The organism is Streptomyces sp. NPDC037013 (genome assembly GCF_055607265.1).
Genome location: NZ_JBVJRV010000004.1, coordinates 252526 through 266442, shown reverse-complemented (window position 1 = coordinate 266442; position 13917 = coordinate 252526). Strand labels below are relative to the sequence as shown.

Below are 13917 nucleotides of genomic sequence, written 5' to 3'. Positions count from 1 at the left end.
CGCGCGCCACACATGAGGGGCGGCGCGAGTCGGTTGCCGAGAGGCTCTGCCCGCGCGAGTCGGCTCTCGCGGCTCAGTTCCCGCGACCGTCGAGCATCCGCTCGAGGACCGCCCGTTGCAGCGGCCGGACCTCGCCGTGCAGTGCGCGCCCCTTGGCGGTCAGGGAGACACGCACGCCGCGACGGTCCTCGCTGCACATGCCGCGCTCCACCAGGCCGTCCTTCTCCAGCCGCCCGATCAGGCGGGAGAGCGCGCTCTGGCTCAGGTGGACCTGCGCGGAGATCTCCTGCACGCGGAACGTACAGCCGCCGTCGTCCGACGACCCCTCGGCCAGCACGTCGAGCACCTCGAAGTCACTGGCCCCCAGCCCGTGCGGATGCAGCTCGCGGTCGAGCTCGCACAGGGTGCGCGCATGCACCGCGAGGATGTCGCGCCATTGATCCACGAGCCCTTGCTCGGCCGTTTTCGCCGCCATGGAACCGCACGCTAGCAGAATCGCCGCCTTTTGTTGCGTCAGCATTAAATGCACATGCATGCACGTTCTGGCCGTCGGGGGATGCGTCAGCCCAGCCACCCCGGCCGGACCAGGCCCGACTCATAGGCGAGGACGACGAGTTGGGCGCGGTCCCTGGCGCCCAGTTTCACCATGGTCCTGCTGACGTGCGTCTTGGCGGTGAGCGGGCTGACCACCAGGCGGCGGGCGATCTCCTCGTTGGAGAGGCCGATGCCGACCAGGGCCATCACCTCCCGCTCCCGCTCGGTCAGTCCGCCGAGCGCGTCACCGGCCGCGGGCTCCTTGGAGCGGGCCGCGAACTCCGCGATGAGGCGGCGCGTCACCCCCGGCGACAGCAGCGCGTCACCTCCCACCACCGCCCGTACCGCACGCAGCAGTTCCTCCGGTTCGGTGTCCTTGACGAGGAAGCCGGAGGCTCCGGAGCGGATGGCCTCGAAGACGTACTCGTCGAGTTCGAAGGTGGTGAGCATGACGACCTTCACCTCGTCGAGCCCCGGCTCGTCGGTGATCCTGCGGGTGGCGGCGAGCCCGTCGAGCAGCGGCATGCGGATGTCCATCAGGACGACGTCGGGGCGCAGCTCCCGCACCATCCGTACGGCCTCCTCGCCGTCCGCGGCCTCCCCCGCGACCACGATGTCCGGCTGTGCGTCGAGAAGCGCCTTGAACCCGGCCCTGACCAGGGACTGGTCGTCGGCGAGCAGTACGCGGATCACTGGTCCTCCCGAGGTGTGGTGCGGGCCCCGGATCCGCGGTCCGGGTCCGGGCGCCGGTCCCGGCCTCGCTCCCGGTCCGCGGCCAGGGGCAGCACGGCGGTCACGCGGAAGCCGCCGTCCGGGCGCGGGCCCGCCTCGATCGTGCCATCGAGGGCAGCGGCGCGCTCCCGCATCCCGGCGAGTCCGTTGCCGCTGCCGCCGGCGTCGGCACCGGTGGCGGGCCCGTCGTCGTCGATGCACAGGGTGAGCGACGCCCGCTCATGGCGCACCAGCACGCGTGCGTGGCGCGAACCCGAGTGCCGCACGACGTTCGTCAACGCTTCCTGGACGATACGGAACGCTGCGAGGTCCGCGCCGGGCGGCAGGTTCACGGGGGCACCGCTCGTGACGGTTCCGGGCGACTCGCCGCCGTCGGGGGTGACGGTCTCCGTCGTGACGTCGACGGTCAGGCCCGCGCTCCTGGCCTGTTCGACGAGTTCGGGGAGCCTGTCGAGTCCGGGTGCCGGGGCGCGAGGTGCGTCCCCGGGGGCGCGCAGGGTGCCAAGGACCTGCCGTACCTCTCCGAGCGCTTCCTTGCTCGCCGCCTTGATGGTGGTCAGCGCGGTACGGGCCTGCTCGGGGTCGGAGTCGAGCAGGGCGAGGCCGACGCCCGCCTGGACGTTGATGACGGAGATGCTGTGCGCGAGAACGTCGTGCAGCTCCCGCGCCATCCGCAGCCGCTCCTCGTCCGCGCGCCGCTTGGCCGCCTGTGCGCGCTCGGCGCGCTCCTTGGCCCACTGTTCACGTCGTACGCGGGCGAGTTCGGACACCGCGACGATCGCGACGACCCAGACCGCGACCGCGATCTCCTCGCCCCACGGGCGGACGCCGTCGTCACCGGGCGGCAGCCAGCGGTAGAGCCAGTGAGCGATCAGCAGATGCCCGGCCCAGAGCCCACCGACGGCCGCCCACGCCGCCCTCCGCCGCCCCGCCACCACGGCGGCGAAGCAGCCCACCGCGACGGCGAGGAAGACCGGCCCGTACGGAAACCCGGCGCCGAGGTAGACCAACGTGACCCCGGCGGTGGCGCACACGACGGCCACGGGGTGGCGGTGGCGCAGCAGCAGGACCGCCGTGGCCAGGAAGAGCAGGACCCTCGCGAAGGGGTTGAGGTCGGCGCGGCCGGGCTGCGCGTGCTCGGCGAACCCGGAACCGATCTGCACGAACACGGTGAGCACGAGCGTCGTCAGCCAGGGCAGCCGGTGGCCTGTCCAGGCCGGGGTCCATCGGGGTGGCCCTCCCGGCTTCCGCCAGGGCGGGCCGTTCCGCCAGAGCGCCGGTCCGCCCCAGACCGGGGGCCGGTCCTCGGGCCCGCGTTCGTGCTGCTCATCCATGACGGCCACGCTAGACCGCGGCGGGCCCCTCGGGCGTCCGACGGGCGTGGCGATCACGCGTACTCCCGCGGGAGTAGGCGCAGCGGGGCGGGCGGGCTGCCGGGGGCGGAGGGAGGGCTGCCGGGGCGGTGGGGTGGTGCAGCGGGGCATAGTTGCACCCCCGCACCCGGCCTGTCACAGAAACGGCCCCGCAGCCCGAATCGATCTTGCTTTCCTGGCCCTGGGACGAGCCCCGCGGTTACGTTGAATCGCAGGTACTGGCAGAAACGGACCTGTACGGTCAGTGCCAGAACCGCAAGAAGAAGACACACAAGAAGAAGACACAGAAGACACAGAGGTGGGGGCCGACCGACAGGCCGACCCCCGGGGTGAGTGCGTCAGACAAGACGACTGATCTGTACGGTCAGATCCAGCGCCATCTGGATCAACATGACCACCAGACTCCAGTACGTCCAGTCTGACGACTCATCGAGCTTGTACATCGACCACCCTCCTTCCTCTTCCGGGACGTCCTCGGAAAAGTTCGGGAGGGGCCGACTGCCCGCTCTCGCTCGATGACTCACGAGTCACTCTATGGGCGACTCCGGGTCACCTTCAGCAATTTGCTCCGCCTTCGGGAAGTTGTGGGCGCGGGAGCGAGAAGTACCTGATAATGCCGCGCCGTTGCCCTCAGAACTGCAACAAAATCCCCTCATCCCTGCGGCAACAACCCGACACCATGGGCGAGTTGGGTCACGGCGTGCGAGAAAAAGACGGAACGCTCCTCGACGACCCGGTTGTACTGCCCGAACACCTCGAAGCTCACCAGCCCGAACAGCTGGGCCCACGCCGCGACCAGCGCCGTGATCACCGCGGGCGGCAGGTCGGGCGCGAGATCCGCCGCGATCCGCTCGCCCTCGGTCCGCAACTCCCCCGGCAACGGCTGAACCGCCACCCCCCGCCCCCGATGCGCGTCCCGCACGACTTCGATGAGCAACAGCCCCACGCGGGCCGCCGACTGCACGGTCGAGTCCGGCGCGCTGTACCCGGGCACAGGCGAGCCATAGATGAGCGCGTACTCATGCGGATGCCCCAGCGCCCAGGCCCGTACCGCCTCACAGATCACGGTCCACCGGCGCAGCGGCTGCTCCCCGGCAACCTCAGCATGCGCCCCTTCGGCGGCCGCACCGAGGGAGTCGTAGGCATCGATGATGAGCGCGGTCAACAGGTCGTCGCGGCTCGGGAAGTAGCGGTAGAGCGCGGAGGACACCATGCCGAGCTCACGCGCGACGGCACGCAGGGAGAGCTTGGCGGCACCCCCGGCAGCCAACTGCCGGCGCGCCTCGTCCTTGATCGCGCCGGTGACTTCCTCGCGGGCACGGGCGCGGGCCCCCTTGGTGACGCTGGGGGCGGCGGGGGTGTTGGGGCGGGTGGGGGTGGCGGGGGAGTCGGAGGGGCCGATATTGCTCGTCATGCGGGTCAGTGTGGCATGGGCCGGGAGCGGTGCACACGATTGCGAGCGGCGCCCCTGGTCGAGAGTGGCGCACACAGGCGAGAGCAGTGCACCTGATCGAGTCTGGTGCACTGTTTCGAGAGCGCCGCACCACTTTGCGATCGAGGCATCGCCAGATTCCGGCCGCGGAGCGGGCCGCGCGCGGTCGCCTCGCAGCCGAACTGCCCCACCGCGCGATCAGCGCCCACACCTCAGATCAGTGCTCACAACACAGAGCGGTACCCATTAAGGAAGCGCCAGACAAAACAGAGAGCAGTGCTCTTGCTTTAGAGCGCACCCCCAGTGCACACTGCTCTCAAGTGAGAGCAGTGCTCTCACCTGCACCCCCCACCCGCCACTACCACCCGCCCCGGAGCCGGCCATGCCCACGTCACCCACAGCCGCCACCCCCGCCTCACCCACCTCCCCCACCCCAGCGCCCTCCCCCTACTACCTAAAAGGCAGCCGCCTCAACCTCCGCCTGAACGGCATCGTCGGCTGGCTCGCCCGGCATGGCATCAGCCTCGCGGGCAGCGCGGAGCTCTCGGTCCGGGGTCGTAAAAGCGGCAAGATGCAGCGCATCCCTGTGAACCCGTATACGCCGGAGGGTGAGGGGGCCCAGTACCTCGTATCCGCGCGTGGGCATTCTCAGTGGGTGCTCAATATGCGCGCGGCCGGCGGTGGGGAGTTGCGGCTGGGGCGCAAGGTGCGGGAGTTCACGGCCGTCGAAGTGCCTGACGCCGAGAAGCCGCCGCTGCTGCGCGGGTATCTGGAGAAGTGGGGCTGGCAGGTCAACGAGTACTTCCAGGGTGTGACCGCCGCCTCCTCCGACGAGGAGCTCATGGCAGCGGCGCCCGACCACCCCGTCTTCCGGATCACCGTGCACGCACGCGGGCAGAAGTAGAAGAAGTAGTAGAAGAAGTAATCGCAGGCCCTACAGCCGCCCGCCCGCCTCAGCCCTACCCCTCACACCCCTCCCCTTTCACCCTGCGCCTTTCACCCCTCACTCTTCACCCCCGACCCCTCACCCCTCGCCCCTCACCCCGCCTGCCGATCCAGCCTCTGCAGAGCGCGGCCCACCATCGGGTGGGTGCGGACCAGTTCGCCCAGGGTCGTGGAGCCGCGCGTGATCTTCGCGAAGGCGTTCCACGCGGGGCGGAAGCCGGTGATCGCCGTGTGGATCACGCCGGGGCGGCGCTCGAAGATCTGGAGCATGCGGCGGCCCACGCTCATCTCGACGCCGAGGCCCGCCTTGATGGCGAAGGCATAGTTCAGGGCCTGGCGGCGGGCGTCCACCGCGTCGTGCGCCTCGGCGATCCGTACCGCCCATTCGCCCGCGAGCCGGCCGGAGCGCAGCGCGAACGAGATGCCCTCGCGGGTCCACGGCTCCAGGAGCCCCGCGGCGTCGCCGCAGACCAAGACCCGGCCGCGCGAGAGCGGCGAGTCGTCGCTGCGGCAGCGCGTGAGGTGGCCCGAGGAGATGCTGGGCTCGAAACCGGCGAGGCCGAGCCGGGCGATGAAGTCCTCCAAGTACCTCTTGGTGGCCGCGCCTTCGCCGCGGGCGGAGATCACGCCGACGGTGAGGGTGTCGCCCTTGGGGAAGACCCAGCCGTAACTGCCCGGCATCGGCCCCCAGTCGATGAGGACGCGGCCCGCCCAGTCCTCGGCGACGGTCTCGGGGACCGGGATCTCCGCTTCCAGGCCGAGGTCGACCTGGTCGAGCTTGACGCCGACATGCGCCCCTATCCGGCTGGCGCTGCCGTCGGCGCCGACGACGGCGCGGGTCAGGATGGTCTCGCCGCCCTGCAGGACGACCGCCACGGTGCGCCGGTCGGGGACCTCGGGGCCGTGCTGCTCCACGCGCGCGACCGTGACACCGGTGCGCAGCTCGGCGCCGGCCTTCTGGGCGTGCTCGACGAGCTGCTGGTCGAACTCCGGGCGGTTGATGAGCCCGAAGAGCATCTGGCGGGAGCGGCGGGTCCGGGTGAACTTGCCGTCGAGGGAGAACGTCACCGCGTGCACCCGGTCCCGCAGGGGCAGGTCGAAGCCGGGCGGCAGGGAGTCGCGGGAGGGGCCGATGATGCCGCCGCCGCACGTCTTGTAGCGAGGGAGCTCGGCTTTCTCCAGGAGGAGCACGGTGCGTCCCGCGACCGCTGCCGCGTAGGCCGCCGAGGCGCCCGCGGGGCCGGCCCCGACCACGACGACGTCCCACACGTGCCGGGTGTCGTCCGCTGAGTTCTCGCTGCTCACGTTGGTCTACCGCTCCTGATCCCGCTGTTGGCCGCGCTGTCCCCAGGCATCCTACGGCGGAGGCCCGCGGCTTCCTCCTGTGGGAGGATCACGTCTACCCACATGTACAACGTCGCACCTACGAGGAGCGTGCCCATGTCGCCGAATCCGATCGCCGAGACCGTCGCCTCACTGATGCCGAGGGCGAAGGCGGAGCTCACCGAACTGGTGGCCTTCAAGTCGGTGGCGGATTTCGATCAGTTCCCGAAGAGCGAGAGCGAGGCCGCCGCCAACTGGGTGGCCGACGCGCTGCGCGCGGAGGGTTTCCAGGACGTCGCGCTGCTCGACACCCCGGACGGCACGCAGTCGGTGTACGGCTACCTGCCGGGCCCCGAGGGCGCTCCCACTGTTCTCCTGTACGCGCACTACGACGTGCAGCCGCCGCTGGACGAGGCGGCGTGGGCGACGCCGCCGTTCGAGCTGACCGAGCGCGACGGCCGCTGGTACGGGCGGGGCAGCGCCGACTGCAAGGGCGGCGTCATCATGCATCTGCTCGCGCTGCGCGCCCTGAAGGCGAACGGCGGCGTTCCGGTGGGCGTGAAGGTGATCGCGGAGGGTTCGGAGGAGCAGGGCACGGGCGGCTTGGAGCGGTACGCGGAGGCGCACCCCGAGCTGCTCACGGCCGACACGATCGTCATCGGTGACGCGGGCAATTTCCGCGTCGGTCTGCCCACGGTGACGGCGACGCTGCGCGGCATGACGCTGGTCCGTATCACCGTCGACACCCTTGAGGGCAACCTGCACTCGGGACAGTTCGGCGGCGCCGCCCCGGACGCCCTGGGTGCGCTGGTGCGGACGCTGGACTCGCTGCGCGCCGAGGACGGGTCGACGACGATCGACGGTCTGACGAGCGACGCCGTCTGGGACGGGCTGCAGTACGAGGAGGCCGACTTCCGCAAGGACGCCAAGGTCCTCGACGGGGTGGAGCTGATCGGTGAGGGCACCGTCGCCGACCGCATCTGGGCGCGTCCCGCCGTCACGGTCCTCGGCATCGACTGCCCGCCGGTCGTCGGCGCGACGCCGTCGGTGCAGGCGGGCGCGCGGGCGCTGATCAGCCTGCGGGTGCCGCCGGGCGTGGACGCCGTCGAGGCGACGAAGCTGCTCCAGGCGCATCTGGAGGCGCACACTCCGTGGGGCGCTCACGTGCGGACGGAGCAGATCGGGCAGGGCCAGCCGTTCCGCGCGGACACGACGAGCCCGGCGTACGCGGCGATGGCCGAGGCGATGGGTGAGGCGTACCCGGGCGAGGAGATGCAGTACGCGGGCCAGGGCGGCTCGATCCCGCTCTGCAACACGCTCTCGGCGCTCTACCCGCAGGCCGAGATCCTGCTGATCGGCCTGAGCGAGCCGGAGGCGCAGATCCACGCGGTGAACGAGAGCGTGTCGCCGCAGGAGCTGGAGCGGCTGTCGGTGGCCGAGGCGCTGTTCCTGCAGAAGTACGCGGCGGCGGCGAGCTGACCTTCGGGCGGTCCGGAACCTCGCCCTGGTCTCGCGCCAGCACGAGGCCAGCTGCCCCCGGGCCATCCAGATCCCGCCCCCGCTCCCGGGGAATCTGCCCTCGGCAGAGGAGTCTCGCCTTTGGGCGGGGCTCCTTCTTATGGTCGGCGCATGGACGTCATCGAAGTTCTTCCCGAGCTGCACATGCTGCGCTTTCCGGTCGGCCAGGCCTATCTCTGGCGTGACGGCACGGAGTTGACCCTGATCGACGCGGGTGCGCCCGGTGCCGGGTGGGAGATCGCGGAGGCGGTCATCGGTCTCGGGCTGCGCCCCGGTGACGTACGGCGCATCGTGCTCACGCACTTCCACGAGGATCACGCCGGCGGCGCGGGTGAGTTCGCGGCGCTGAGCGGTGCGGCGGTCTACGCGCACCGTGCGGACGTGCCGTTCATACGGGGTGAAGTGCCGGGGCCCGAGCCGCTGTTCGAGGAGTGGGAGCTGCCGCTGCACGCGGCGGCCATGGAGCTGCTGCCGGCGCCGCCCGCCGACCCCGTCCTGCCCGGCGAGGTACGGGAGTTGGCGGACGGGGACGTCCTGGACTTCGGCGGGGGTGCCCGCGTGGTCGGGGCGCCGGGGCATACGGACGGCAGCATCGCTCTCCATCTGCCCGCGCACGGGGTGCTGTTCACGGGCGACGCGATCGCCGCGTCACCCGTGGACGGGCAGGTGCTGCCCGGGGTGTTCAATCTGGACCGCGAGCGGACCCTCGACTCGTTCCGGAAGCTGGCCGCGCTGGAGTGCGAGGTGGCCTGTTTCGGGCACGGGGATCCGGTGACCGAGCGGGCCTCGGATGCCCTTCGCGCGTCGGCGGCCGGCTATCCGCCGCAGGGGACGCCCGCCTCCAGGTAGAGGGCGACGCCGCGTTCGCGTGCGCGCAGCGCCCAGCGCAGCCGTTCGTAGCGTACGGCGGGCAGCAGGTCGGCGGCTTCCTGTTCGGTGACGAAGCGCCAGCCGCGCAGTTCCGGGCCGGGCAGGAGCATGCGGTGGGCCTCGTCGCTGTCGAGGTGGCCACCGTCGAAGAGGAACCGCATCCCTCCGTAGCCGGGCGGTTGGGGCGGTTCCCAGTCGGCCACCAGCAGGCGGGGGCTGTGGGTGAGCCGGATGCCGGTCTCTTCGGCCACTTCGCGCACGCCCGCGCGCGCGGGTGCCTCGCCGGGTTCGACGACGCCGCCGGGGAACTCCCAGCCCGCCTTGTAGGTCGGGTCGACGAGCAGGACCCGGTCGTGCTCGTCGAAGAGCAGCACGCCGGCGGCGAGGGTCTCGGCGGTGGGCTCGGGCGTCTGCACGATGTCGCAGACGGGGGCGGTACCGTCGCGGACGGCTTCGGCGATCCGCTCGGCGGTCCGGTACGGGGTGAGCGAGCCGTTGTCGATGCGGTGGGCGTCCGCGTCGATCCAGGAGGCGCGGGCGGCGAGATACGGCTCGATGTGGTCGAACGACCACTGGTGCACGCGCAGGTCCCCGTCGGGCAGGTCGGGTGGCACGTCGCGGCCCGATATTCGCTCGCGCAGGATCGTTTCGTCCGGGGCGAGAAGTACGTGACGTACGGGAATCCTGCGCGCGGCGAGACCGCCGAAGATCTCGTCGCGGTACTCCTGGCGCAGCAGCGTCATCGGCACCACGAGAGTGCCGCCCATCTCGGCGTGCAGGGCGGCGGCGGTGTCGATGACGAGGCGGCGCCAGATCGGCAGGTCCTGATGGTCGCTCACCTCGTCGAGGCGCTTGGGCGGCAGCAGGTGGCACAGTGCGCCGTCGATGACCTCGGGGTCGAAGAGTGTGCTGTTCGGGATCAGCTCGATCAGTTCCCGTGCGGCGCTGGTCTTGCCCGCACCGAACGCGCCGTTGATCCAGACGATCACGGTTCCCCCTCTTCTGTTGGCCCCCTGTGGCTTGCCCGTAACACCCTGCCATGGAAACCCTGCACTGATGGGAGTGGAACGGCCCACGCCGCGTGGGTGTCACGGCATCCCCAGAGGCAGACTCCAGCCACCTCCACCCGACCCGGAACACCGCGTCAAGAGGATTGCCGCATCTTCACCCCAACGCGTGGTGAAGTCCTTGCCTGAATCGTTCCCGCACCCCGGAGCGCCGTCGTTCCCGTTAGCGTGTGCGGACAGGCGCCCCAGCCCCCGGTGACCTCGGACAACGGTCACTTCCTTCGGGCCGCGCCTCCCAGGGACGCAGCGGCCCCGAAACTGGGGGGATAGATGCGGCGGGACGCTCAAGACAGCCCTACGTGGCAGGACACCGACAGGCCGCCACGCGTGTACGGGCTGGGCCACGCGATCGTGGTCGAGCTGCACGGCGAGGTCGACCTCGTGACCCTGCACGAGAGGGCGCCGCTGCTGGACATGGTGGCCGCGGGCCCCGAGCCGGTCGTGGTCGTCGACCTGACCCGGGTCACCTTCTTCGACTGCTCCGGTCTCGCCCTGCTGCTGCGGGTCCACCGCCGCGTGGCCTCCAGGGGCGGTTGCCTGCGCGTCGTCTGCGCACACCCTCTGACGCTGCGCATGCTGCGCGTCACGAACCTCACGTCGTTGCTGGCCCCGGACGCGACCTTGGAGGAGGCGCTGCGGTGACCGCCGGGAGGCCGCTGACCGCCGGAGGCCGCTGAGCGCCAGAGGCCACTGACCGCCGGAGGCCAGTGACCGCCGAAGGCTTCAGGAGGCGTCTCGATGGCGCAGCAAGGCGTCCTGGTAGGCGAGGTGCGTCGGCAGGCGGGTGGACGTGTCGATACGGGCGCGGCGCAGCTGTGCCACCGTCAGCACGCCGCCGTTCCACGGCACCGCGAGCGACGGAGTCGCCGTCAGGTCCGCGTCGCGGAGGTCCGCGCCCCGCAGATCGGCTTCTTCGAAGTCGACGTCCAGGAAGAACGCGCCGCGCAGGCTGGCGTCGCACAGGACGGCGCCGTGCAGGCTGGCCCTCCGGAGATCGGCGATCTGCAGGTCCGCGCCGGCCAGGTAGCTCTCGCCGAGATAGGCCTCCCGCAGGTCGGAGCCGCGGAAGTCGGCCCCCTCCAGGTCGACCGCGGTGAAGGAGACTTCCCGCAGGTCGCTTCCGGAGAAGTCCACGCCGCGCAGGTCGACGTATTCGCGGCCGCCGTCGCTGTGTGGACGTTCGCTGATGACGGCGAGCACGGTACGGATGTCCTCCGGCAGCGGGGCCGGGCGCGCCGCGCCGGCCACCGGCCCCTCGGCGGTGTCGGGACGCTCGCTGCGACGCTGGGTACGGACGAAGGAGGCGAGGACGTTGACGACCGTGGCACGGTCCTTGGCGGAGTCGGCCATGATGCGCTGCAGCGCGTAGATCCCGCCGAGGCGCTCCGTGAGGTTCTCCGAGCCCAGGAGCTTGATCGCCTCGACATACCGGTCGGTGACCTGCCCCTCGCGTGCGATCTCCGCCTGCTCGCGGTCGGTGGCGCGCGTGTGCTGGAGCGTGCGATGGGTGTAGTAGAGGCCGCCCGCGGCGAGGACGCCGGCCCCGAGCGCGACGAGAGCCGTACGGAAGCCGGTGATGACGACGCCGTCGGCGGGTTCCAGATGCCGTTCCCGCAGGTGCGTGCCGTCGATGAGCCAGGGCCCCCGCCACAGCAGCAGTACGTATCCGATGACGATCGCGCCGACGAAGGCGGTGAGCAGGACGCGTTTGACCACTGTCACGGGAAGCATCATGGCCACGTCGCGCACCGGGGACAAGCGGTCGGTCATGGTCCGAGGGGTGGTTGCCTGGACGGCTCGGCATGCTGGTCGGCGGCGACTCGGGGCGCCGGGTCAGCGGCAGCTCGGGCCGCCGGGATGCCTGCCGACCGTCCCAGTCGACCGTTCCAGGACGTCGACGAATGTGCTGGTCAGAGCGTGATCCGGCGTTCCAGCGTTCCGTTTTTCCGGCGGGTGCTGGTGCGTGGGACGGGGTGCGGCACACGCTCGTTCTGTCCGAGCGACCTGCCGGACGATGCCGAGTTCCCGTACATCTCGTACACCTTGGAGATACTGATGCGTTCGCGCCTCGCCACCCGTTCCGCCCGTCTTGTCGTCACCGCCGTCGCCGCGGCGGCTCTCACCGGCACCGCCACCACCACCGCGCTCGCCGTCGGCGGCCACAGTGGCAGGGCCGTCGAGCAGACCTGTGGGACCAATGACCTGACCTTCAAGATCACCGAGAAGACCCAGGCCGGCGGCTACTACCTCGTCACCGCCAAGGCCAGGCCCGGCATTACGTGCTGGCTCGAGGGCATCCTGCCGTCGGCGTCCTTCGGCTCCTCCCCCGACACCCGGGTGACCCCCGCCGAGCAGGCCGTGACCGACTCCGTCAAGCTCTCCGGCTCCGCCGCCGCCTACGCCGGCATCAACCCCAAGACCACCAACGACGACTACGGCACCGAACTGAACCGGCTCCACCTCGCCGTCTACGGCGACGAGGCCCATGCCGTCACCCTCCGCCTGCCCAGCCCCGCCCTCGTCGACCGGCCCATCGCCACCAACTGGCACGCGAACCCGGCCGACGCGGTCCCCTTCACCAGCTGAGGACCGGCACGGCTCGGAACCGGCGTCCACCGGTACCGACCGTGCCGCCGGCGCCGGGGACCGCTGACACCCGGCGCCGGCGACGGCGCGGAGAGAGACCGGACGGGGGCACCGGCCCCGTCTCCCGCACCCTCTCTTCCGTCCGGGACGCGCCGGCGGATGCACCTTCTCGACCGGTTCCGGAGAACGAGGCGCCGACCGTGGTTCTCCGGGGGCCCGGCGCCTCAGAACCGCCGGGCCGACTCCTGCGCGTGGGCCATGCGCCGCAGGCTCAGCAGTACCGGCTCGTACAGCACCGTGAGCGCCACGGCCGCCTCGATCTGCCCGGCCGGCGTCGGCTGCTCCTCGACCATGTCCAGGTCGGTGACGGCCAGTTGCCCCGCAAGCCGCCCGTACGGGAGCAAGTGCTCGGCGTCGCAGGGGTAGCCGAGCCTGACCAGCGCGGCGACGGATTCGACGAGTCGCCGGTGGGCGGGGTCGTGCAGGTCCGGGCCTGTGCCGCAGGACCAGCCGAGCTGCTCCAGCAGCGCCGCCACGGAGCGGCGGGCCGTCTCCACCGCCGGGTCGTCCTCGGCGGGCGCCGCGGCGGAGGGCAGCGCCCGGGTCGCCGCGCCCAGCCGCAGGTGGTGGTCGAGCGACTCGTCCTCCGCGGCGGCGATCACCTCACGGGCGGCGGCCACCGGCATCCCGCCGATCTGGATCAACGCGCGCACCAGACGCAGCCGACGCAGGTGGTCGTCGCCGTACTCGGCCTGGGTGGCGGAGACCCGGCGTCCCGGGTGGAGCAGGCCCTCGCGCAGGTAGTACTTGATCGTGGCGGTGGACACACCGCTGCGCTCACTCAGCTCCGCCAGCCTCATGACTTCGCACCCTTCTTGGACAGTAAAACTATCCAATCATGGGTCCTCACCCCATTCCCGGCTTCCTCGCCCGTCATCAGACCCTTGTGGAAGTCGTAGCCGTTGAGGCGCAGGTCGATGCGGTCGAAGGTGCCCATCGCGGGCCGGCCACCCTTGCCGCAGAAGGCGACCGGCACCCGGTCCCGTGCAACTCTCCTGGCGAGGGCGATGAACTCGTCCCGGTTCTTGGCCTGTTCGTGTCCGTGCTTCTCGAAGAGGCTCTTGCGGTAGAAGACGGCCCAGGGAGAGTAGTAATACGGCACGAAATACTGCATGCGATATCCGGCGAACCGCATGAACACGTCGTCCGGTGTGGCGCGGAGGTAGCGCGTAATGTTCTGCTGGAATTCGTTGTGCTCCGTGGTGTGGACCTCGACCGTCTTCCCGGTCTTCTTCTCGTACGCGTCGAAGGCGGCCTGATACGCCTTCTTCGGCACCACGTCCGAGGAGTTGGAGTCCAGGGTGACTTCGTTCTTCTTGGCTCCCGGCTTCTCGCCGCAGGCGGTCGTGCCGCGCAGGAGATCGCGCCGGGACATCCGATGTCGCGCCCTGCCCGTCGAGACGAAGGATCCGCCGAACGATGACTGCGCCATGCCCCCCTCCTCGGGGCTCAACCGAACACAACCGAACTCGAGGGT

Annotated in this window: 14 protein-coding genes; 5 read left to right on the top strand and 9 right to left on the bottom strand. The window is 70.9% G+C overall.

What is annotated here, in order from left to right; all coding sequences use genetic code 11:
* Nucleotides 1–73 precede the first annotated feature (73 nt).
* The 4 genes from ACZ7DY_RS15770 to ACZ7DY_RS15755 form a co-directional block, all read right to left on the bottom strand.
* Nucleotides 74–475, bottom strand: coding sequence for a MarR family winged helix-turn-helix transcriptional regulator (locus tag ACZ7DY_RS15770; RefSeq protein ID WP_471135183.1), 402 nt, complete (start codon nt 473–475; stop codon nt 74–76).
* A gap of 86 nt (nt 476–561) precedes the next feature.
* Nucleotides 562–1227, bottom strand: coding sequence for a response regulator (locus tag ACZ7DY_RS15765; RefSeq protein WP_471135180.1), 666 nt, complete (start codon nt 1225–1227; stop codon nt 562–564).
* A complete protein-coding gene (locus ACZ7DY_RS15760; RefSeq protein WP_471135177.1) occupies nt 1224–2600 on the bottom strand; it encodes a sensor histidine kinase in 1377 nt (458 codons plus the stop codon). Before ACZ7DY_RS15760 ends, ACZ7DY_RS15765 begins: the two co-directional genes overlap by 4 nt.
* 691 nt (nt 2601–3291) lie before the next feature.
* Complete coding sequence (locus ACZ7DY_RS15755; protein WP_471135175.1) at nt 3292–4053, bottom strand: TetR/AcrR family transcriptional regulator; 762 nt, start codon at nt 4051–4053, stop codon at nt 3292–3294.
* Nucleotides 4054–4453: 400 nt separating this feature from the next.
* On the opposite strand from ACZ7DY_RS15755, the gene ACZ7DY_RS15750 reads away from it, so the two are divergent.
* Entirely contained in the window at nt 4454–4975 is a 522-nt protein-coding gene (locus tag ACZ7DY_RS15750; RefSeq protein ID WP_471135172.1) for a nitroreductase family deazaflavin-dependent oxidoreductase, read from the top strand.
* 134 nt (nt 4976–5109) lie between these two features.
* On the opposite strand, the gene ACZ7DY_RS15745 is transcribed toward ACZ7DY_RS15750, so the two are convergent.
* Nucleotides 5110–6321, bottom strand: a complete 1212-nt coding sequence (locus ACZ7DY_RS15745; RefSeq protein ID WP_471135169.1) for a geranylgeranyl reductase family protein — start codon at nt 6319–6321, stop codon at nt 5110–5112.
* Nucleotides 6322–6456: 135 nt separating this feature from the next.
* Here ACZ7DY_RS15745 and ACZ7DY_RS15740 point away from each other — a divergent pair, with 135 nt between their 5' ends.
* A complete protein-coding gene (locus ACZ7DY_RS15740; protein ID WP_471135167.1) occupies nt 6457–7818 on the top strand; it encodes a M20/M25/M40 family metallo-hydrolase in 1362 nt (453 codons plus the stop codon).
* A gap of 150 nt (nt 7819–7968) precedes the next feature.
* Nucleotides 7969–8706, top strand: coding sequence for an MBL fold metallo-hydrolase (locus tag ACZ7DY_RS15735; protein WP_471135164.1), 738 nt, complete (start codon nt 7969–7971; stop codon nt 8704–8706).
* On the opposite strand, the gene ACZ7DY_RS15730 is transcribed toward ACZ7DY_RS15735, so the two are convergent.
* Nucleotides 8673–9716, bottom strand: coding sequence for an NUDIX hydrolase (locus tag ACZ7DY_RS15730; protein ID WP_471135161.1), 1044 nt, complete (start codon nt 9714–9716; stop codon nt 8673–8675). The two genes, ACZ7DY_RS15735 and ACZ7DY_RS15730, sit on opposite strands and share 34 nt — an antisense overlap.
* Before the next feature lie 405 nt (nt 9717–10121).
* Here ACZ7DY_RS15730 and ACZ7DY_RS15725 point away from each other — a divergent pair, with 405 nt between their 5' ends.
* On the top strand, nt 10122–10436 hold the full coding sequence (locus tag ACZ7DY_RS15725) for an anti-sigma factor antagonist (RefSeq protein WP_471135158.1): 315 nt from the start codon (nt 10122–10124) through the stop codon (nt 10434–10436).
* Between the two features lie 81 nt (nt 10437–10517).
* On the opposite strand, the gene ACZ7DY_RS15720 is transcribed toward ACZ7DY_RS15725, so the two are convergent.
* Nucleotides 10518–11564: a pentapeptide repeat-containing protein gene (locus tag ACZ7DY_RS15720; protein WP_471135156.1), complete on the bottom strand. Its 1047-nt coding sequence runs from the start codon at nt 11562–11564 to the stop codon at nt 10518–10520.
* A 285-nt stretch (nt 11565–11849) separates the two neighbouring features.
* Between ACZ7DY_RS15720 and ACZ7DY_RS15715 the strand changes: the two genes are divergently transcribed.
* Nucleotides 11850–12380 carry a DUF4232 domain-containing protein gene (locus ACZ7DY_RS15715; RefSeq protein ID WP_471135155.1) on the top strand — a complete coding sequence of 177 codons (531 nt, stop codon included), beginning with the start codon at nt 11850–11852 and terminating at the stop codon, nt 12378–12380.
* Between the two features lie 224 nt (nt 12381–12604).
* Here ACZ7DY_RS15715 and ACZ7DY_RS15710 read toward each other — a convergent pair whose 3' ends face one another.
* A complete protein-coding gene (locus tag ACZ7DY_RS15710) occupies nt 12605–13240 on the bottom strand; it encodes a MerR family transcriptional regulator (RefSeq protein WP_471135152.1) in 636 nt (211 codons plus the stop codon).
* Complete coding sequence (locus ACZ7DY_RS15705) at nt 13237–13872, bottom strand: extracellular solute-binding protein (protein WP_471135151.1); 636 nt, start codon at nt 13870–13872, stop codon at nt 13237–13239. Before ACZ7DY_RS15705 ends, ACZ7DY_RS15710 begins: the two co-directional genes overlap by 4 nt.
* Nucleotides 13873–13917 lie beyond the last annotated feature (45 nt).

Bases quoted from the DNA above. Each gene is read 5' to 3' on its own strand.
- ACZ7DY_RS15750 (WP_471135172.1), top strand. From the start codon at position 4,454: ATGCCCACGTCACCCACAGCCGCCACCCCCGCCTCACCCACCTCCCCC.
- ACZ7DY_RS15770 (WP_471135183.1), bottom strand. From the start codon at position 475: ATGGCGGCGAAAACGGCCGAGCAAGGGCTCGTGGATCAATGGCGCGAC.
- ACZ7DY_RS15710 (WP_471135152.1), bottom strand. From the start codon at position 13,240: ATGAGGCTGGCGGAGCTGAGTGAGCGCAGCGGTGTGTCCACCGCCACG.
- ACZ7DY_RS15720 (WP_471135156.1), bottom strand. From the start codon at position 11,564: ATGACCGACCGCTTGTCCCCGGTGCGCGACGTGGCCATGATGCTTCCC.
- ACZ7DY_RS15760 (WP_471135177.1), bottom strand. From the start codon at position 2,600: ATGGATGAGCAGCACGAACGCGGGCCCGAGGACCGGCCCCCGGTCTGG.
- ACZ7DY_RS15740 (WP_471135167.1), top strand. From the start codon at position 6,457: ATGTCGCCGAATCCGATCGCCGAGACCGTCGCCTCACTGATGCCGAGG.
- ACZ7DY_RS15705 (WP_471135151.1), bottom strand. From the start codon at position 13,872: ATGGCGCAGTCATCGTTCGGCGGATCCTTCGTCTCGACGGGCAGGGCG.
- ACZ7DY_RS15735 (WP_471135164.1), top strand. From the start codon at position 7,969: ATGGACGTCATCGAAGTTCTTCCCGAGCTGCACATGCTGCGCTTTCCG.
- ACZ7DY_RS15755 (WP_471135175.1), bottom strand. From the start codon at position 4,053: ATGACGAGCAATATCGGCCCCTCCGACTCCCCCGCCACCCCCACCCGC.
- ACZ7DY_RS15715 (WP_471135155.1), top strand. From the start codon at position 11,850: ATGCGTTCGCGCCTCGCCACCCGTTCCGCCCGTCTTGTCGTCACCGCC.